20 protein-coding genes are annotated in these 20,062 nt (G+C 33.3%); 8 read left to right on the top strand and 12 right to left on the bottom strand.

Annotated elements, in window-relative coordinates; genetic code table 11:
* On the bottom strand, positions 1-1,329 hold a 1,329-nt coding region (gene malQ / locus FWJ34_RS02880; RefSeq protein ID WP_308253826.1), incomplete at its 3' end, for a 4-alpha-glucanotransferase.
* Between the two features lie 176 nt (positions 1,330-1,505).
* Entirely contained in the window at positions 1,506-1,637 is a 132-nt protein-coding gene (psb30, locus tag FWJ34_RS02875; RefSeq protein ID WP_308253825.1) for a photosystem II reaction center protein Ycf12/Psb30, read from the bottom strand.
* 139 nt (positions 1,638-1,776) lie between these two features.
* Here psb30 and FWJ34_RS02870 point away from each other — a divergent pair, with 139 nt between their 5' ends.
* Positions 1,777-2,124: a YkgJ family cysteine cluster protein gene (locus FWJ34_RS02870; RefSeq protein ID WP_308253824.1), complete on the top strand. Its 348-nt coding sequence runs from the start codon at positions 1,777-1,779 to the stop codon at positions 2,122-2,124.
* 239 nt (positions 2,125-2,363) lie between these two features.
* On the opposite strand, the gene FWJ34_RS02865 is transcribed toward FWJ34_RS02870, so the two are convergent.
* The 5 genes from FWJ34_RS02865 to FWJ34_RS02845 form a co-directional block, all read right to left on the bottom strand.
* Positions 2,364-3,293 carry an FkbM family methyltransferase gene (locus tag FWJ34_RS02865; RefSeq protein ID WP_308253823.1) on the bottom strand — a complete coding sequence of 310 codons (930 nt, stop codon included), beginning with the start codon at positions 3,291-3,293 and terminating at the stop codon, positions 2,364-2,366.
* 46 nt (positions 3,294-3,339) lie between these two features.
* The gene (locus tag FWJ34_RS02860) at positions 3,340-4,506 is read right to left on the bottom strand and encodes a pyridoxal phosphate-dependent aminotransferase (RefSeq protein ID WP_308253822.1); all 1,167 of its coding nucleotides are present in this window, start codon (positions 4,504-4,506) and stop codon (positions 3,340-3,342) included.
* 319 nt (positions 4,507-4,825) lie between these two features.
* Entirely contained in the window at positions 4,826-6,760 is a 1,935-nt protein-coding gene (locus FWJ34_RS02855) for an ABC-F family ATP-binding cassette domain-containing protein (RefSeq protein ID WP_308253821.1), read from the bottom strand.
* Positions 6,761-7,094: 334 nt separating this feature from the next.
* A complete protein-coding gene (locus FWJ34_RS02850; RefSeq protein WP_308253820.1) occupies positions 7,095-8,030 on the bottom strand; it encodes a hypothetical protein in 936 nt (311 codons plus the stop codon).
* Positions 8,031-8,192: 162 nt separating this feature from the next.
* A complete protein-coding gene (locus FWJ34_RS02845) occupies positions 8,193-9,836 on the bottom strand; it encodes an acetolactate synthase large subunit (protein WP_308253819.1) in 1,644 nt (547 codons plus the stop codon).
* 149 nt (positions 9,837-9,985) lie between these two features.
* On the opposite strand from FWJ34_RS02845, the gene FWJ34_RS02840 reads away from it, so the two are divergent.
* The 4 genes from FWJ34_RS02840 (at position 9,986) to FWJ34_RS02825 (ending at position 12,508) form a co-directional block, all read left to right on the top strand.
* Positions 9,986-10,594, top strand: coding sequence for a 2-dehydropantoate 2-reductase (locus tag FWJ34_RS02840; RefSeq protein ID WP_308253818.1), 609 nt, complete (start codon positions 9,986-9,988; stop codon positions 10,592-10,594).
* A 280-nt stretch (positions 10,595-10,874) separates the two neighbouring features.
* Positions 10,875-11,747, top strand: coding sequence for a lipid kinase (locus FWJ34_RS02835; RefSeq protein ID WP_308253817.1), 873 nt, complete (start codon positions 10,875-10,877; stop codon positions 11,745-11,747).
* A gap of 131 nt (positions 11,748-11,878) precedes the next feature.
* Complete coding sequence (locus tag FWJ34_RS02830; RefSeq protein WP_308253816.1) at positions 11,879-12,157, top strand: DUF433 domain-containing protein; 279 nt, start codon at positions 11,879-11,881, stop codon at positions 12,155-12,157.
* 3 nt (positions 12,158-12,160) lie between these two features.
* Positions 12,161-12,508: a DUF5615 family PIN-like protein gene (locus FWJ34_RS02825; protein WP_308253815.1), complete on the top strand. Its 348-nt coding sequence runs from the start codon at positions 12,161-12,163 to the stop codon at positions 12,506-12,508.
* A 106-nt stretch (positions 12,509-12,614) separates the two neighbouring features.
* Here the strand turns inward: FWJ34_RS02825 and ychF are convergent, their stop codons facing one another.
* Positions 12,615-13,706: a redox-regulated ATPase YchF gene (gene ychF, locus FWJ34_RS02820; protein WP_308253814.1), complete on the bottom strand. Its 1,092-nt coding sequence runs from the start codon at positions 13,704-13,706 to the stop codon at positions 12,615-12,617.
* A 163-nt stretch (positions 13,707-13,869) separates the two neighbouring features.
* Complete coding sequence (locus tag FWJ34_RS02815; RefSeq protein WP_308253813.1) at positions 13,870-14,574, bottom strand: TerC family protein; 705 nt, start codon at positions 14,572-14,574, stop codon at positions 13,870-13,872.
* A 211-nt stretch (positions 14,575-14,785) separates the two neighbouring features.
* Between FWJ34_RS02815 and FWJ34_RS02810 the strand changes: the two genes are divergently transcribed.
* On the top strand, positions 14,786-15,187 hold the full coding sequence (locus FWJ34_RS02810; RefSeq protein WP_308253812.1) for a pre-16S rRNA-processing nuclease YqgF: 402 nt from the start codon (positions 14,786-14,788) through the stop codon (positions 15,185-15,187).
* Between the two features lie 87 nt (positions 15,188-15,274).
* Here FWJ34_RS02810 and FWJ34_RS02805 read toward each other — a convergent pair whose 3' ends face one another.
* Positions 15,275-16,447 (bottom strand): tetratricopeptide repeat protein, encoded by a 1,173-nt coding sequence (locus FWJ34_RS02805; protein ID WP_308253811.1) that lies wholly within the window; start codon positions 16,445-16,447, stop codon positions 15,275-15,277.
* A gap of 119 nt (positions 16,448-16,566) precedes the next feature.
* On the opposite strand from FWJ34_RS02805, the gene FWJ34_RS02800 reads away from it, so the two are divergent.
* Positions 16,567-18,369 (top strand): DNA polymerase III subunit gamma/tau, encoded by a 1,803-nt coding sequence (locus tag FWJ34_RS02800; protein WP_308253810.1) that lies wholly within the window; start codon positions 16,567-16,569, stop codon positions 18,367-18,369.
* A 5-nt stretch (positions 18,370-18,374) separates the two neighbouring features.
* On the opposite strand, the gene FWJ34_RS02795 is transcribed toward FWJ34_RS02800, so the two are convergent.
* On the bottom strand, positions 18,375-18,653 hold the full coding sequence (locus FWJ34_RS02795; protein WP_308253809.1) for a hypothetical protein: 279 nt from the start codon (positions 18,651-18,653) through the stop codon (positions 18,375-18,377).
* 179 nt (positions 18,654-18,832) lie between these two features.
* Positions 18,833-19,171, bottom strand: coding sequence for a hypothetical protein (locus FWJ34_RS02790; RefSeq protein WP_308253808.1), 339 nt, complete (start codon positions 19,169-19,171; stop codon positions 18,833-18,835).
* Positions 19,172-19,317: 146 nt separating this feature from the next.
* Here FWJ34_RS02790 and FWJ34_RS02785 point away from each other — a divergent pair, with 146 nt between their 5' ends.
* Positions 19,318-19,752, top strand: coding sequence for a DUF29 domain-containing protein (locus tag FWJ34_RS02785; RefSeq protein WP_308253807.1), 435 nt, complete (start codon positions 19,318-19,320; stop codon positions 19,750-19,752).
* Positions 19,753-20,062 lie beyond the last annotated feature (310 nt).

The raw sequence follows: 20,062 nt of genomic DNA, 5'->3' as shown, positions 1-20,062 counted from the left end.
TAAGGCTAAACGAATTAAACTCCAATGGATGCCTTCGTTACAAATACCACCGAGAAAATCTACTACTCTTTTTTTCTCACTAAATGATCGCTTTTCAAACCATCCCACCGTTGTATCATTATCATGAGTGCCTGTATAAACGACACAATTACGATCGCTATAATTATACGGTAAAAAACCGTTAGCTCGATCAGAATCAAAGGCAAAATGTAAGACTTTCATCCCCGGAAATTTATACTTATCTCGCAATTCCTCTACTTCAGGAGTAATAACCCCTAAATCTTCAGCAATAATCGGTAAAGTGCCTAATTGTTGCTCTAAAATACTAAAAAACTTATCACCCGGTGCAATTAACCATTCACCATTAACAGCAGTGGTTTCTCCTTCAGGCACAGCCCAATAAGCCTCAAAACCACGAAAATGGTCAATACGCATAATATCAACATATTCTAACATTCCTTTAATACGTTGTATCCACCATGCAAAATTCGTTTCTTCTAAGGCTTCCCAATCATATACTGGATTACCCCATAATTGACCAGTCTCACTAAAGTAGTCAGGAGGAACTCCCGCCATTAATGCCACTGCCCCTGTTTTTTCATCTAAACAAAAAATGCCTTGATTTGCCCATACGTCAACGCTATCATGAGCAACGTAAATGGGAATATCACCAAAAATTTTAACGTTTTTCTCGTTGGCATATTCTTTCAGGTTTCGCCATTGTTTAAAGAAGCTAAACTGCAAGAATTTATGATAAAACATCTCATGACCTAATTTTACTTGCCATTGAGATATTGCTTCAGGATTACGTTTGGCGATCGCTTCCTCCCACTGAAACCAAGCCGCCCCTTGATGATAGTCTTTCAAAGCCATGTAGAGGGAATAATCTTCTAACCAGTAACTATAATCTTGGCAAAATTGACTAAATTCTTGTTTATATTCGTCTTCTTTTCGATTTTGGAATGATTCAAAAGCCTTGAGAAATAAAGGATATTTTTCTTTAATAACTAAATCAAAATTAACACGAGAATTTTTTGTAAAAGCAAAAACAGTTTGTATCGTTTCCAAATCTTTTTCCGTTAATAAACCATCACCATAAAGAATATCCAAGCTAATCATCACAGGATTACCTGCAAGGGCACTATAGGCTAAATAAGGGGAATTTCCCGCCCCAGTCGGTCCCAAAGGCAGAATTTGCCATACTTGTTGATCACTTTTTTCTAAGAAATCTACGAAACGATAAGCACCATTTCCTAAATCACCGATACCGTAACTACTTGGTAAGGAGGTTGGATGTAGTAAAACGCCACTCAATCTGCGATCGAACATATATTTATTAGGGATTAAGAATTAGGAATTAGCACTCAGGTTTAAACCCCTTGTTAGGATTAAGAGTTTCGTGGCAAGATGCCTATTTTACAACTATTAATTATCAACTATCAATGATTTCTTATTACTTATTACTTACTTACTATATATTTATTACTCATTACTAATTACTTAACTTAAAGATCGCCTCGTAAAGCGTAAAGAATAAAAACGATTACAGGACCTGCGATTAAAATAAAACCGACGGAGGTTAATTGTAAAATAACTTGTAAATCTAAACCACTAAAAAGAATTGTAATGAAATCCATAGCTACTCCTAGTTTTTAAATAATGATCTTAAATGTTTGGCACTAAATCTAACAAGATATATGATACTAGGAAAGGAAGATTATTTATTGACAAAAACAGCCTAAATTTATTAAGTTTTGTTACAATTTTTGTAGTTATATGAGTGAATGGCGATGTATCGAAAATTGTGGTGCTTGTTGTAATTTAGATCCGAGCGATCGCCCAGATTTAGGGGATTACCTCAGTGAATCGGAGTTAGAGTTATATCTGAGTAGGGTAGGAAAAGATGGTTGGTGTATTAATTATGATAAGGATTCAAGAAAATGTCAGATATATGACGATCGCCCTCGTTTTTGTCGAGTTAAGGCGGATGTTTTTAACCAAATGTATGATATTCCTTTAGAGGAGTTTGAAGAGTTTGCCATAGATTGTTGTCACCAGCAAATTGAAGGAGTTTATGGGGAAGAAAGTGAGGAAATGAATAGTTATCTAATGAAAGTGGGGTGAACCAGCACTAACAAATAAGGGATAATTTGGGGTTTTAGCTTATTCTTATCATTTTCATTTTTTTTTCCTTTACGAAATTATTAGGAATTATCCCTAAACTTGTGTTACAGCCGTTTTTAGATCAATAACTATAACTTGCATCTTTTCAAATTAGTAAAACATTTAAAAAACTTTTCCTCATTGCTTATTACCCATTGCCTATTGCCGCAACGTCTGCAAGAAATCTATTTTAAAAGATCTTAATGGGTATCTAATGGTAAAGATTTTAAAGAATATTCAATAATTGCATTAACTTGATCTTGTAAATTATCACCATATGTATTCGATAAATAACTGAGTAATTCTAAGGCATAATCAGGATAATCTAAAATATCAGCAAGACAAGCTAATTTAAAAATTTGTTCTGGATTTTGTAAAAAGTTTAGACTATTTTCTAATAATGGATCTCTTAAATATAACGCATAAGCCCACAATAGTTGACCGATTTTTTTAGGAGAATAAACAGGAGAAATGGCTCGAGGACGATGACTCATGGGATGATCAGTTATTAAGTCAAAAAGATTAAAATTATGTTTTCTTAAAAAAGGATCAACATCTGAAAATAAAGGTTGTTGTTTATATAAATGAGCAAATTCTACTTCTAGTTGTATCCCTAAAATGGATTGATTAAGTATCTTTTTCGCCCCCTGTAAAACCTTTAATTCTGCTCCTTGAATATCAAGGTATAAAAAATCAATATTTTTAATATTTTCTTCTTGACAAAAAGCATCTAAAGTAGTAGTTTCTATCTCTATAGCAAAGTCTAATTTTATGTGATTATTCAGGGCTGAAAAACGAGATAAATAATTTTCATTTGGTTCATATAGAGAGGTACAATCAACACCTTTTGTTACATATAATGTTGATTCTCCAATGGTATCAGAAAGAACAAGGGGAAAATGTTTTTCTTGCCAATTAATTGCTTTTTTCTCTAATTCTTGATTAGCAAATTGACAGGCATCTTCATCAGCATCAAAACCATAAATAGTTAAATTAGGGGCAAAATTTTGCCAAATACCACTACCATAATCATCATCATTTCTCATTTTGCGGGAACCAACGACGACTATAGTAAAATGAATATTATCTAAAAAACCTTCTTTTTTTAATTCTGGAACAAATATCGCCATAAAACTAAATAATAAATTTAATGATCAACTATCAACTATCAATTAATTATAGTGATTGAATAAAATTCCCTAATCTTGTCATGCCTTTTTCGATGGAATCCATATCTGTGGCATAAGATAGACGAATACAATTATCATCCCCGAAGGCAATACCCGGAATGGTGGCTACTTTTTCTTGAGTTAGTAATTTATCGCAAAATTCAAGGGATTTTAAACCGGTTTTACTAATATCGATAAACAAATAAAATGCACCTTGGGGTAAGGTAGTACTAACATTAGTGATAGATTCAATGGCAGAATACATTACTTTTCGTCTTTGGGTGAAAGATACTAACATTTCCGATACACAATCTTGCGATGATTCTAAGGCTGCGATCGCCCCATATTGAGCAAATGTACATATATTAGAAGTACTGTGACCTTGAACCGTAGTCATCGCTTTAATAATATTAATATCACCGGCGATATAACCAACACGCCATCCCGTCATGGAGTAAGCCTTAGCAAAACCGTTACTAATTAAAGTGCGTTTAAAAATTTCTTCATTAACGGCACCAATACTTAAATGAGTTGCACCATCATAAAGGATTTTTTCGTAAATTTCGTCAGAGACGACTAAAATATCATGATCAATAATAACTTGAGCTAGGGCTTTAATCTCATCGGGAGTATATACTGAACCAGTGGGATTAGAAGGGGAATTTAAGACAAATAACTTAGTTTTTGGGGTAATCGCTTGTGTTAACTGCTCTGGAGTTATTTTATACTCATTTTCAGCAGTAGTAGTAACGATAACAGATTTTCCTCCTGCTAAAGTCACCATTTCAGGATAACTTAACCAATAGGGAGCTGGGATAATTACTTCATCATCAGTTTCGATAAGTGCCATGATGAGGTTATATAAAAAGTGTTTTCCGCCGTTGGTAACAATGACATTTTCCGCTTTATATTCCAAATTATTGTCTTTTTTGAGTTTATTAGCGATGGCTTGGCGTAATGCCATTTCCCCCGCCGCCGCACCATATTTTGTTTTCCCTTCATCTAAGGCTTTTTTGGCTGCTAATTTGATATGATCGGGAGTATCAAAGTCTGGCTCACCAGCACTAAAACTACAAACATCTAACCCTTCAGCTTTCATGGCTTTAGCTTTAGCGGTGATGGTAAGGGTAATAGAGGGGTTAACTTGAGATATTCTAGTAGCTAATTTATTCATTGTTGCTTAAATTTTAACGGAAAGAATCTTTTAATCGTAATTGTCATAGTAAATAGTAATTATTGAACTATAATCCGTAAAAAATATCACTCTTTCTTAATAATAATTTTGCATTCACTATAAATAGCAGTGTAAGATTAACTGTATATTATGAATATTTCTGAAGAAAACTTAGGGAAAGAATCTAAGATTTTGGAGCAAGGTATTTTAAAAAATCTGAGGAAAAAAGCTAATTTAACCGAAAATGATTTGCTTTAATTAATTAATCAATACCTGATGACAATTAAGTTGTGGGAATATTTCTCAATTTTTATCTTCATTAACTGTCTAATTCGGATAATTCCATCCATTTCATTGTTGCTGTATCTATTTCTTTGTTAATATTAGCTAACTGTGCGGTTAATTTATTTAAGATGTCATAATCATGGGGATAATTTTGAGATAATTCCTGTTCAATTTTAGCTTTTTTATCTTCTAAATCAGGGATAATTTTTGTTTCTAGTTTTTCCAATTCTCTTCTTTGATAAGTTGATAATCGAGGAGAGTTATTAATCTTTTTTTCCTCTTTTTCTTCAATTTTTTTAGTTAATTTTCCTACTTTATTATTAATAGTTTTTGCTTCTTGAATTTGTTTTTCTTCTTTCTTTTTATAGTCTAAATAAACAGAATAGTTACCGGGATATTGCCGTAAATTACCATTATTTTCAAAGGCAAAAATAGTTTCTACAGTTCGATCAAGAAAGTACCGATCATGAGATACTACTATTACACACCCCTTAAAAGATTCGATATATTCTTCTAATACTGCTAAAGTTTGCACATCTAAATCATTGGTAGGTTCATCTAAAATTAATACATTCGGATTACTAACCAACATCCTGAGTAAAAATAAACGGCGTTTTTCTCCTCCTGATAATTTGGCAATGGGAGAATATTGTTGATTGGGGGTAAATAAAAATCTTTCTAACAATTGCGATGCACTTATCTGACTACCGTCACTGGTTTCGATATAAGTCGCTACATCTTTGATATATTCTATCGCTCGTTGTTGATTTTGGGACGCAGTAATTAAGTCATCGGAATGTTGATCAAAATAACCGATATGAATAGTACTACCTATTTCTACTTTACCCTTATCTGGCTCAATTTTTGCCATAATTAAATTCATTAATGTTGACTTACCAACACCATTACCACCAATAATTCCCACTCTATCATCAGGCGCAAATTCATAGGTAAAATCTTTGATGAGGGTTCGACTGCCAAAAGATTTGCTAATATTATCTAATTTAATGACTTTTTTGCCGATACGGCGACTTGGGGTATCAATTTCGACTTTACTTTGAGTTTGTTTAAACTCCTTATCTTTCATTTCATAAATGCGATCGATCCGTGCTTTTTGTTTCGTACTACGGGCTTTAGGTCCTCGTTTAAGCCACTCTAACTCCCTTCTTAATACCCCTTGATGTTTTCGCTGACTACTAGCCTCAGATTCTTCAGCAAGGGCTTTTTTCTCAAGATAATAACTATAGTTGCCATTATAACTATACATATCTCCTCGATCTATTTCCAAAATACGAGTTGTAACCTGATCGAGAAAATAGCGATCATGGGTAATCAAAAAGATTGCACCTTGAAACTTTTGCAAATATTCCTGCAACCATTGCACCGATTCCGCATCAAGATGATTAGTAGGCTCATCCATCAATAATAAATCAGGATCTGCCATTAAAGCCGAAGCAAGGGCGACTCTTTTGCGATAACCCCCTGACAAATCTCCCATTATTGCCTCAAAATCACTAATTCCCAACTTATCAAGGATAATTTTAGCATTAGTTTCCAAGTCCCAAGCATTAGCGGCATTGATTTTTTCTGTCACCCGTTCTAATTTACCCATTAACTGCTGTTGGGTTACAATATCAGCATGGGCAATACGGTGAGATAAATCTTCATATTCTTTAATCCACTGCATTTGTTCGCCACTATAGGCAAAAACTTGTTCTAAAACGTTATTATTTGGCTCAATTTCTGGTTGTTGTGGAAGATAAATAATTTTTGAACCCGATTTGACTGCCATTTCACCACCATCATGGGGTTCTAAACCTGATAGAATTTTGAGAAGGGTTGATTTTCCTGAACCATTTACCCCAATTAAACCTACTTTATCTTTATCATCGATGCTAAAACTGGCATCCTTAAGAATTTCTTTAATGCCAAAGTCTTTTTTGAGAGATTGTATCGTAATAATAGCCATTTTAGGAATGAGGAATTAGCCATTAGTAATTATACCTCAAGATGCCTATTTCACATATAATTATCGACAATTTACTATCTATTCGACATTCCGTAAGTCACATTGCAGTTAACAAAAAATAATACTTGATTTTTAGATACAAAAAATATTTGCTTTCTCACTAAAAATTATAATTTTTTGACTATATATAATTCTTTTCAACATTCCCATTACTTTCAATCTTTTTGGGCTTTTCACATAAACACTTAATTTATTGTCTCTATTTTATCTATTTTGTCTAATAGTAAATAAACGAGATTTTATTAACTACAAAGTGACGTGCCTAATGTGATAGTTATTTAGAAATTAGATTATTTTTCCAAGTTTGTATAACAATTAAAATAAGTGCGATAATAAGAGCACTAAAAAAATAAACTAGGCGATAAGCAATTAATCCTCCCACCATATCTGTAGCAGTAATAGACTCAGGGCGTAGATATAACATTATCGTTTCAAAAACTCCTAACCCTCCCGGCACATTACTAATTAATCCAGCAGTTAAAGCCACAATATAAATACCAAAAAATCCTATATAAGACATTGAGGAATTAATCGGTAACAAAAGATAAAGCACTGCGGCGGCGATTCCCCAATCTAAACCGGTAACTAAAATACTCCCAAAAGAAATTATCGGTTTAGGGAAAGTGATTTCGTCATTACCTACTTTTATAGAGTGTTTAACAGTGACGCTGATAATAAAGTAAATTATTACCAAGGAAAGAAATATAAATCCTAAAGGATAAATGGATTTAAAAGGTAGTTTGATTACTGCTGGTAAAGTTAAGGGATCTAATAAGCATACAATACCACTAATTGTTAATAATCCGATCCAAAAAGTTAGATGAGTGAAAACAATTAATTCTGCTATTTTAATTTTAGAGATACCCCATAAACCATAATAGCGATAACGTATAGCAGTGCCTGAAAAAGCCGTAAAACCAACGGTATTGCCAACGGCATAACTAACAAAGGCAGTAAAAGCTATTTTTAAAGGGGCTAGTTTTTGGCGAATATGAGTAAATCCGAGTAAATCATATCCTGTCATTAATCCATATCCTAACATGGTCATCAATAATGCCGTTATTTTATGCCAAAGAGGAATATTACCTAAATATAACCACACTGATTCGATACTATACTTTTTTAGTTCAGATGCGATCGCCATTATCGATACCGAAAATAAGATTAAGATAAAAATAATGGGTATTAATTGACGAATTTTTTGACTCATGAAAAAAAGGTAATCGGTAATAGGTAATAGGGTTAAAGAAAGAAAAGTTTTATTAGTAATTATTTCCGTTGGAAATTTATTTTAAAGCTAATAGCTGAGGTTATCTAAAGATAACTAAATTTCTCATTCCTTATTCCTCATTCTTAAATTCTAAATTCTTCATTATTCCCAGACGTGACAACTTAAATCTCCAGCTTTGCGAGAAAAACGGATATTTTCACGATAATCAACGGGGCAATCGATTACAGATGGAACATCTTGTTCTAAAGCCGTCTTAAGGATAGGGATTAGATCATCAGCAAAAGTGACTCTATAGCCTTTTAAACCCATACTTTCGGCAAATTTGACAAAATCAGGGTTCCCAAAGTCAACATAACTTGTAGAGCCAAATTGGTTCATTTGCTTCCACCCAATTAAGCCATAAGCGTTATCGTTAAAAATTAGTGTTACAAAAGGGGTTTTGACTCTCAAAGCGGTTTCTAATTCTTGGCAATTCATCATGAAACCACCATCTCCTGTTACTGCTACAACTTTTTTATCAGGATTGACTAATTTTGCAGCAACTGCCCCCGGAATGGCTATACCCATAGCGGCAAAACCGTTGGATATAATGCAAGTATTCGGGCATTCACAATGATAATGTCTCGCCATCCACATTTTATGAGCGCCTACGTCTGATATTACTATATCTTCCGAACCCATTACTTGTCTTAAATCATAAATGATTTTTTGAGGCTTGACGGGGAAACCTTCATCATGAGCATATTGCTCGTAATCTTCTCGTATTTCGTTTCGTAAAGTAGCGGCAAAGGGTAAAGGTATACCAGTGCGATCGCATCTTTTGAGAATTTCGTCTAAAGAATCGGCAATATCACCAATAACTTCAACGGAGGGAATATAACTACTATCAATTTCCGCAGAATCAGCACCAATATGGATAATAGGAGTATTTCCATCAGGATTCCAACGTTTTGGCGAATACTCAATTAAATCATAGCCTACGGCAATAATAAGATCCGTTTGTTCAAAAGCACAAGTAATAAAATCTCGCTGTTGTAAACCAACAGTCCATAATGAGAGAGGATGAATATAAGGAATTGCACCTTTACCCATAAATGTATTAGCTACTGGAATATTTAAACGGGTAGCAAATTCTGTTAACGCATCAGCCGCTTTTGCCCGAATTGCACCATTTCCTGCCAAAATTAAGGGATTTTTAGCTTTGGCGATGGCTAAAGAAGCGGCGTTTACACTACGATAAGAAGCATAAATTTTTTCTCGATTATCAATGCGTAATGGTAAACCTTCTACAGGCATGGCGGCAATATTTTCTGGTAAGTCAATATGTACTGCTCCGGGTTTCTCTTTTTCAGCTACCTTAAAAGCCTTACGAACAATTTCAGGAGTGATACCCGGACGGACAATTTGCTTATTCCACTTGGTAACAGGGGCAAACATCGCCACTAAATCTAAGTATTGGTGAGATGCAATGTGCATTCTATCCGTGCCAACTTGCCCAGTAATAGCTACTAGAGGTGCGCCGTCTAAATTGGCATCAGCAACCCCAGTCATTAAATTTGTAGCACCTGGTCCTAAAGTAGAAAGACAAACTCCAGCTTTTCCTGTCAAACGCCCATAAACATCAGCCATAAAAGCGGCCCCTTGTTCATGACGAGTGGTGATAAACTGGATAGAAGAATTTTTTAAAGCCTCAAGAAGGTGTAAATTTTCCTCTCCGGGTAAACCGAAAATATATTCTACCCCTTCGTTTTCTAAACACTTAATTAACAATTCTGCGGTATTCATTTTTCTTAATTATTTTTCTTTTATAGATTGATTCTGTTCAATGTTGTTGCTATATTCTGATAAAAGCGGTTAAGGTTAATTAAAATCAGCAAATTCAGAATATGTATCATATATATCAATATAAACTTTTTCATTAAGAGATCATCAGTGTGAATTCAAATAATCCTCCCATTTTTCCGAACACTTTATCCCCTAATTCTAATTATCCCTTAGATCATCAAGCTGTGGGTATTCCTGATCATCCATTACAATATCGTGCTATTGGTATTATTCAAGCTAAATATCAACCCCAAGAAGAGAAACTAACTAAGGGAATAATTATTACATCTGATCACCAGACTTTTGAAACAGTATTATTAGGTAAAACCATTAGTGCGGTTAAAAATCATATTGATTTAAACGAATCACAAAATTGGGTAGTTTATCCTCATACTATTTCTGAAATAGAACAGATACATTTTCAAATAGTCGGTGTTTATATACCTGATAAAGTTAGTAGTGAGACTTTACCCCTAAATTATTTTTCCATTAGAGGAGAAGTGCTTTATTCTTCTAAAAAAGAGCAAAAAGTTATCGTTAAAATTTGTAAAAATAACACATTATCTAGTAGGAGAGTCAGCTTTTTTAAACTGGAATTAAAAGGAAAAATTCCTGATCATACTATTAAACATTTTTACACTTTTTCTGTTATCCTTGAAGGAACAAAATTAGTCATCAAAAATTATTTAGATTTAGGATTAATTGCCGTCAACTTTTAATATAATTCTTAGTTACTTCAACAAATAGCTAATAGATATTATTAATTTTTAACTCTTAATTAGGGGTTGCTGTTAGGAATCAGAAAGTTATAAAAATCTTAGAATTTAGAATTTACCATTGCCTATTTCCCATTGCCTTATTTTTTAACCAAAGTTTATGTTTTATGTGTATATAAAAAACCTCAAAATCTTGATTTTTTTCATTATTTTACCTAATACCTGAAACCTACCCTCACTACTCATACTTTTTGAGCAACCCCTACTTAGTCTTTAAGTTTTTATGAATGGAAAAAGAGCTTTATTATTAATCAATCGTCATTCTCGCAAAGGAGAAAAATCTTTACCTTTGGCTGTAGAATCTTTTTATGCTCATGATATGGAATTAATTATTAAACCAGTTAAACACCCTGATGAATTAGGTGCGGTAGTTAGAGAATATCAAAATCAGTTAGATTTAGTCATTGTTGGCGGTGGTGATGGTACTCTTAATGCAGTAGTTGATAGTTTAGTTGAGACTAATTTACCTTTAGGCATTTTACCATTAGGTACAGCAAATGATCTCGCACGAACATTAAATCTTCCTCTCACCATAAAAGAGGCTTCTGATGTCATCGCTAATGGTAACTTGAAATCTATTGATTTAGGAAGGGTGAATGGGAAATATTTTTTTAATGTTGCTAGTATTGGTTTAAGTGTTGATATTACCGAAAAACTATCCCGTGGGGTGAAGCGTCGTTGGGGAGTTTTGGCTTATGGTATCACGGCTTTACAAGTTGTTAGCTCTACTCGCAGTTTTCGGGCTAAAATTAAAGTTGATGGTCAAGTTTTTGATATTAAAACCATTCAAATTGCCATTGGTAATGGTAAGTATTATGGTGGTGGCATGGCGATCGCCGATGATGCAGCTATTGATGATCAAAGATTAGATTTATATAGTATTGAATTAAAACACTGGTGGCAAGTTTTCCCGTTAATTTGGCATTTACCAAAAGGGCGACATCGTCAGTTAGATTGGGTGAGAAGTATTGAAGGAAAACAGATAGAAATTTATACCCATAAAGCCTATAACATTAATACTGATGGTGAAATAACTACATTTTCTCCGGCTAAATTTAAAGTTATTCCCCATGCTTTAAAGGTATTTGTACCATAATAAATAATGGAGAGATAGGGAGAGGACTGTACTTTTTTATTTTGAATATTAATAATTTCTGATTTAGATCACACACTTCTTGATTTCTCTCAAAATGTTAACCTTAAAATTACATCAATTTGTCAACAAAAATGGTACAAGCAACACAGCATCGTTATATTGTTTCTGATTCATCAATTCTTAACGGTGAACCAATTATTGAAGGTACTCGTACCCCTGTTAGGGCGATCGTAGAAACATGGCGAATGGGAATTGCACCCGAAGAAATCCCTCAAGGAATGCCTCATTTAACACTAAGTCAAGTATTTTCCGCCCTTGCTTATTACAGTGAATTTACAGAAGAAATTAACCACTATATTGAATTAAACCGCATTCCAGACCACTTGATCGATCCCCTAGTTAAAGATTAAACTATGAATCGTCTCTTTATTGAACTTTATTTAGATGAAGACGTTAACGTTTTGGTAGCCGATTTAATTCGGGCGAGGGGATTCTCTATTACCACTGTTCGTGATGAAGAAATGTTACAAAAAACAGATCCCGAACAATTATCTTATTGTGTTAACCAGAAAAAAACTCTTGTCACCCACAATCGAGCCGACTTTGAAAAGTTAGTACAAGAATACTTTAAATTAAACCAAACTCATTATGGTGTTATTATTGCAGTCCGTCATCCTCCTCAAGAAATTGCCCGAAGATTATTAAAAATTGTCAATCATCTTACTGCCGATGAAATGCGTAATCAAGTTCGTTATATTTAACTGTAACTAACCAAAAAAAAGAGGCAAAAGCTTCCCCTGAATTAGTTTACAAGATAATTAAACGGCAACCTGATTAATTGTATTTTTTATTTTGCAAGAAGACTAATTAAACATTGAAACGGAATAACATCACATCTCCCTCTTTTACAAGATACTCTTTTCCTTCAGATCTAACTAAACCTTGTTCTTTTGCTATAGTCATACTACCAGTTTTCACTAAATCATCATAAGAAATCGTTTCTGCACGAATAAAACCCTTCTCAAAGTCACTATGAATAACTCCTGCGGCTTGAGGAGCTTTCATTCCTGCTATAATTGTCCATGCTCTGGTTTCGGTTTCTCCTGTGGTAATATAGGTACGCAATCCTAACAATTCATAGGTAGCCTTAATTAAAGACTGTAAACCTCCTTCTGTTACTCCTAAAGATTCTAAAAATTCGGTTTTTTCTTCGGTTGATAATTCTACTAATTCTGACTCTACTTGGGCGGAAACTATGACAACTTTAGCATCTTCTGAGGCAACAAATTGCTTAACTTGCTCAACCCATTCGTTACCTGTGGCTAAATCTTCATCAGTAACGTTAGCGGCATAAATCACTGGTTTTGATGTTAACAATCCGAGAGGTTTGATGATAACTTTTTCTTCGGGTGTTAATTCTAATAATCGGGCAGGTTTACCATCATTTAAAATTGGTAAAATTTGTTCTAAAATGAGCAATTCTTCCGCTGCTTCTTGATTGTTTTTTGCCTGTTTTCTCAATCTTTCGATTCGGCGCTCAACTTGAGTTAAATCGGCTAATGCCAATTCTAAATTAATCACTTCAATATCTCTAATCGGATCAACTGAGCCAGAAACATGGATAATATCATCATCATCGAAACATCTTACCACATGGACAATAGCATCAACTTCCCGAATATTGGCTAAAAATTGATTACCTAAACCTTCTCCTTTACTTGCACCTTTGACTAAACCTGCAATATCTACAAATTCAATAGTAGCTGGGACAATTTTTATTGATTTAGAAATTTTTGCCAACACTTGCAAACGCTCATCAGGCACGGCAACAACCCCCACATTGGGCTCGATAGTACAAAATGGAAAATTGGCGGCTGTGGCTTTTGCATTGGCAACGACGGCATTAAATAAGGTAGATTTACCTACGTTTGGTAATCCCACAATTCCGGCTCTTAACATAAATTTACATATAAAAATTAATCAACACTTTATTATCAATGATTAGGGTCAAAATTATGAGTAAATAAGACCCATATCGTTTTTAAAATTTCTGATTTGAGTCAATTTTGTGTTTTTTGCCTGTCGCCTATCCTCCTCAAAATAGTTTTTGGGCAACTTTCAATTAAGATTCCGAAGAATCCGTAACTTCTACTTCATTTTTTTTAGAAAATCCCCAAGTAAACATAGCAATAATCACACTAATCATTAACCACTCAGGAGGTACAATATTCGGATCAATTACTTTAACAATTAATCTTAAACCAACTAAACCAACAGTAATAAATCCTGCATCTTGTAAATGAGTAAATTCTTCAATCCAACGAATAAATAATTGAGCGAGAAAACGTAAAGCAATTACGCCAATAGTACCTCCAGCAATAATTAACCAAATTTCATCGGCGACAGCAATGGCGGTAGTGACGCTATCTAAAGAGAAAGCTATGTCTGTAAAGGCAATCATAGGAATTGTTTGCCATAAACTGTGAAAATTGAGCTTAGATGTACCTTCTTCTTGTTCTCCATCATTACCAGAAAAATACTGATAGGTTAACCATAACAAATACAACCCCCCGAGTAAAGAAAATTGCCAATATTTAATCACCCAAGTAGCCGTCACAATTAATAATATTCTCAAAACATAAGCCATTAATAAGCCAATATTTAAAGCATAATTTTGTTCTTTTTCGTCTTTTAATCCTTGAGCAATGGAGGCTAAAGCGATGGCGTTATCTGCTGATAAAACTGCTTCTAAGGCAACAAGAATTATTAAAATAAAAACTGTATCAATACCGAAGTCAATAGAAGGGTGTAAAATTTGGTCAAGCATTCAGATTTTTTACCTTGTTCAATTTATGTTACGATGAGTTAAATAATTTACTGGAAACTAATATTCGTTAAATTTTTGCTTTAAATTAGCTCTAATTATTATTAGCTAATAGTTTTGAGCTTTTAAAAACTTAACAATGGTATTTTTCTATACCAATAGTCTTCATAAATCTATTTCTATTTTATTCTTAAAGTACCTTTTTAGTATAGTTATGATCCTTGGATTTGATCCGGGCAGAGATAAATGTGGTTTAGCTATTTTAAATAATGATAAACAAATTTTATATAATGAAGTGATCACCAGTGAGGATGCAATTACTGTGATAACTAAATTAATCAATAAATATAAGCCATTGAAGCTCGTCATGGGCAATCAAACTACTTCTGAACAATGGAAAAAACACTTAAAAGATAATTTAAACTTATCTATTGATCTTGTGTTAGTAGATGAAAAAAATAGCACGGTAGAAGCAAGAAAACGATACTGGGAAATATATCCCCCTCAAGGATTAACTAGATTAATACCAGAAGGTTTAAGAATTCCCCCTCGTCCTGTGGATGATATTGTCGCAATTATATTGATAGAAAGATATTTTTTGTTAAAGGTTGCCTAAAAAGTCTCGTTTCAATTGAATGAAAATATAAACTAAGTTTATAGATGAATATTTGTCGATAAAATTACAAATTGTTCGTTTCTTCGGTTAATTTATTAGTTGAAAAACTCTTTTTAAGGCGTTTTCGGCTGGTTTATAATTATTCTCAATACTCAAACATTTTTGAAAACTGGCTATAGCATCTGGGAATAAATTTAATTTTTCTAAAGCCAAGCCTCGATGATACCATGCTTGATAATTGTCAGGTTGTATTCCTAAAGTACGATCCCAACTTATAATTGCTTCCCGCCAACGTTGTAAACTATATAACGCATTACCTCGATCATTCCATGACTGATGATAATTTACATCTAAGGCGATGGCACGATCAAAACTTTTAACGGCTTCTTCAAAATGTTTTAAATAAGCTAATGCACTTCCTCGATTATGCCATGCTTGAGTAAAGTTCTGATCGATGGCTAAGGCTTGATCCCAATCGGCGATCGCCCCTTCTAAATCTCCTTGGGAGGCTTTTTCTAAACCAAGATTAAACAATTGATTCACTTTATCTGGGGAAAAAGATTCTGTTACGGGGGTGGGAGAATTTAACCGAGTTTTTTGAACGATTTTCTCCATAATTATACCCGGATCGGCGGTATCAAGGCCTAATTTACGCGCGGTATCTTCAGCAAAACTGGGATTATTTTCTAATAAATGTAAGAAATCCCCTAAAGAACTAGGATTTGGAACTTCTTGAGGTTCTTGATCTGGATTATTATTACTAGAATCAGGGTTAATATCAGATGAAATATCAGTAGTTTGAGAGCGTAAAGATTCCACTAAAGAATTATTGTTCTCTCGACTTAATAACTCATTTCCAATAGCATAAGCTAAATCACCAATAGAACGAACAAAGGGTAAAGAAGCGGTTCTTTGTCCTAAAATAATCATTTTACTAGCAATCTGATTATGAGAATGTGAAGAAGAAATTAATTTATGACGATAGCGTTGTAACCAATTCAGCCATACTTCAATAGTAATTTTTGGTTTTGCTTTCTCGAAAAACTGTTCAATCCGATTTTCTTGCCAACCCTTAGCGATTCCTTCTAATAATTGATGAAATAAAAATTCTAAATCCGTGTCTTTGACAGATTTTTCTAATAAATTGTGAGATAATGGATTTTCATTCGCTAAATGATTATGACCATCACCTTCAAGAGGATTATGAGCTTCAATAGTATTAAAACTAGAATTAAGCCACTGTCGTAATTTTCTGATCATTGCTTTTCTTTGATTAAAAGCGGTTTTTAAATTTTAATATTTAATCATAATTGATCTTATCAATGAAAAAACTTAAATTATTACCTGTTATTCTTTAATTCTTTCTCCTCTCAAAAACCATGAGTTACGAGCCTTTACATCACAAATATCGTCCCCAGACTTTTGCTCAATTAACCGGTCAACAAGCTATTACTCAAACTCTAATTAACGCCCTCAAAAGTGAAAAAATTGCTCCTGCTTATCTTTTTTGTGGCCCCCGTGGTACCGGTAAAACATCTAGTGCTAGAATTTTAGCTAAATCTCTTAACTGTTTTGAAAGTGATCGCCCTACGGATGAGCCTTGTGGAGTTTGTGAAGCCTGTAGAAGTATTACTAATGGTTCAGCTTTAGACGTAATTGAAATAGATGCAGCTAGCAATACAGGTATTGATAATATTCGAGAAATCATTGAAAAAGCACAATTTGCCCCTGTTCAGTGTCGTTATAAGGTATATGTTATTGATGAGTGTCATATGCTCAGTACGGCGGCTTTTAATGCCCTTTTAAAGACTTTAGAAGAACCACCCTCAAGGGTTATTTTTGTTTTAGCTACCACTGATCCTCAACGAGTATTACCTACTATCATCTCTCGATGTCAAAGATTCGATTATCGCCGTATTCCTTTAGAGGCAATGGTAGATCATTTAAGGGATATTGCCACCAAAGAAAATATTGATATTACCGCCGAAGCCTTGACTTTAGTGGCACAATTATCTAATGGTGGTATGAGGGATGCTCAAAGTTTATTAGATCAACTTAGCTTATTATCGGATACTATTACACCTCAAAAAGTATGGGATTTAGTTGGTGCAGTATCTGAACAAGATTTATTAGAATTGATACAGGCGATCGCCACGGATAATCCCGAAACGGTAATAACTCAATGTCGGAAACTCTTAGATCGGGGAAGAGAACCTCTCATTGTGTTACAAAATTTAGCTAACTTTTACCTCAACATCTTAATAGCAAAAACAGCACCCCAAAGAAATGATTTAGTAGCTATTACTGCAGATACATGGTCAAAATTGACCCAAGAAGCCCATAATTGGCAATTAAACACTATTTTACAAGGACAAAAAAAACTTAAAGATAGTGAAGTACAAATCAGAAATACCACTCAACCTCGATTATGGTTAGAAATAACTTTACTAAGTCTGTTACCATCAGCAAACGCTACTATCGAGAGAGTTACTAGCACTCAAGTTGCCACATCTTCGTCGGTAAATATTTCTTCTCCTGCCTCTTCTTCCGTTAATTCTTCATTACCAATAACCCCAAAGAAAGAAACTCCTTCAGAAAATATCGAAAAAGTTGATTTAACTTCCTTTTCTGATGTCAAAGAAAAAGTTGCTAATAGTATTAATTTGATGACAACAAAATCATTTTTCCGCCAAAATTGTCATATTTTTAGTATCGAAGGTAATGTTAATAAAATTGGTGTAGCAAGTAAGTTTCTATTAGAACTCGGAAATAAAAGTAAAAAAGAGATAGAGGCTAGTTTTGAAAAGGTTTTTGGGCAACCAATGACAGTATTTTTCTTTGAAGATAAAAATTTAAAGTCAAGCAAAGAAGAATCTAAAGGAAATATTTATGAGAGAAAACAAGTAAGTGAATCTCCTAAATCGACAACTCCACCTGTTAACAACACCCAAAATAATAATGTAATTCCCTTAAGACAATCTAATCATAAATCCCCAGTATCTTCTCCTGAAATACCCACATCTATTCAGAAAAATAGCAATCTTAGTGCCAAAAATGCAGCGGAAAATTTAGCAAAAAATCTTAACGGTGAAATTGTTTTAATTGAAGCAAAAACCACTGATGTTAAAATTGTTAATCGCCCTCAAGTTGATAATTTTGACGATGATGATATACCATTTTAAATGATTTATATCAAGTGTGACAGGGTTTTTCCTTCTTTTTTTGCTGATTTAATAAACTGTTGTTGCACGGTAATTAGTTTACTAATACAATCTCTAATTTGATCGCTATTAATGGCATTGCGATAAACTTCTAGTAAACAGGTGGTTTGGGCTAGTTTCCCTAATAATACTAGGGTATCAGGTGTTGATGGCACTGGTTTTGTAGGAATAAATAACATATCAATATCTCTTTTTTCGCTCATCACATCCGCAGAAGGGGTGACAATGCTATAATCTTGATACAATTCGGGCAGTATTCTTTGACAAATTTATGATGGGGAAATTGAGACATTATCACAGATAAATCACGTTTTCTTTACTTATTCTATCAAATAATTATGATCACATCACAGTCTGAGAAACAGTCAAAAAAAGAAAGTTGTGGGATAATAATAGCCACAAAATACGTCATGTTTTCTAGTTTTTAATTTCCCACCATTAAAGATAAATGTAGCCCTTGAGGAGTTAAAAAGATAACACTAGGATCATAACTGGTTTCACTGGATTTAAAACCACCTACATTAATTAATGTTTTATTGTCACTTATCACGATAATATTGATACCTCTATTGATAGTGGCATAGGATACTGAAATTTGTAATTTTTCGCCATTAGACAAAATTATTTCTTGTGAATTTAAAGTTAATATTTCATGTTCAATAATGGGGATAAAATCTTGATTAATTAATAAATTAAGCTCAAATTCTCCTATTTTTTCCCATTGATTAGACACTTGATTCCCATAACTAACGTATAATTTCATTGGTAATGGATTGTTATTTTATTCTTATGAAAAAAATTATCATTGTCAATTGTTAGGTGAGGGGTGCCCATGCTACTGTTAAGTTTAGCACTTAGTTATAATTGGGCTATGAAATAAAGTAAGAACTATTAAATACTGGAATATATATGCTAACAACTAATGACTTAAAACAACTTTATGAAATAGATGAAACTTTATGGTTAGAAAAAACGATCGAGCTATTAAAAAATAAACAGTATGAATCCTTAGATTTAGAAAATTTAATTGAGGAGTTAGAATTTTTGGGAAAACGAGAAAAAGTAACGGTAGAAAGTTTATTAGAACAAGTAATTCGTCATTTATTATTATGTGATTATTGGACACAAGAAGAACTATCTCGCAATCATTGGGAAGTAGAAATAAAGAGTTTTCGGAAACAAATAAACAAAATTTTAACTACTAATTTACGCAATCATTTAGAACAAAATTTATCTTCTATCTATGAGGATGCTTTAGAATATGTACAAGGAAAAACAAGGTATAAAGTTGAATTTCCTACTGGTTGTCCGTACACTTTAAACTATTTATTAATGGGTAAATAAGTGTGATAATTACAGCATTTTTACAGGGAAAAATCACCTTTGATATTAAATTTTAAAATTTTCCTCAAATTCTTAAAGAATAGGCAATATAACTGTTTTTCATTGATATTTTTAGAATGAATAAAAAAGGTGAGTAAATACCCTCAAGGCTAAATTTTATGTTTCATATTTTCTCCCAAAAACACAAATAAATTTATATAAACTTGCAAAATTAACATGAATTGATGATAAGTATTTTTGTTTATCCAATCTAATATTTATTTCTCTAGTTTTCACTTTATATTATTACAAAAAAAGGTGGGCAATGCCC

The organism is Geminocystis sp. GBBB08 (genome assembly GCF_016743215.1).
Classification (GTDB): Bacteria; Cyanobacteriota; Cyanobacteriia; order Cyanobacteriales; family Cyanobacteriaceae; genus Geminocystis.
This window is presented reverse-complemented; position numbering and strand designations above follow the sequence as displayed.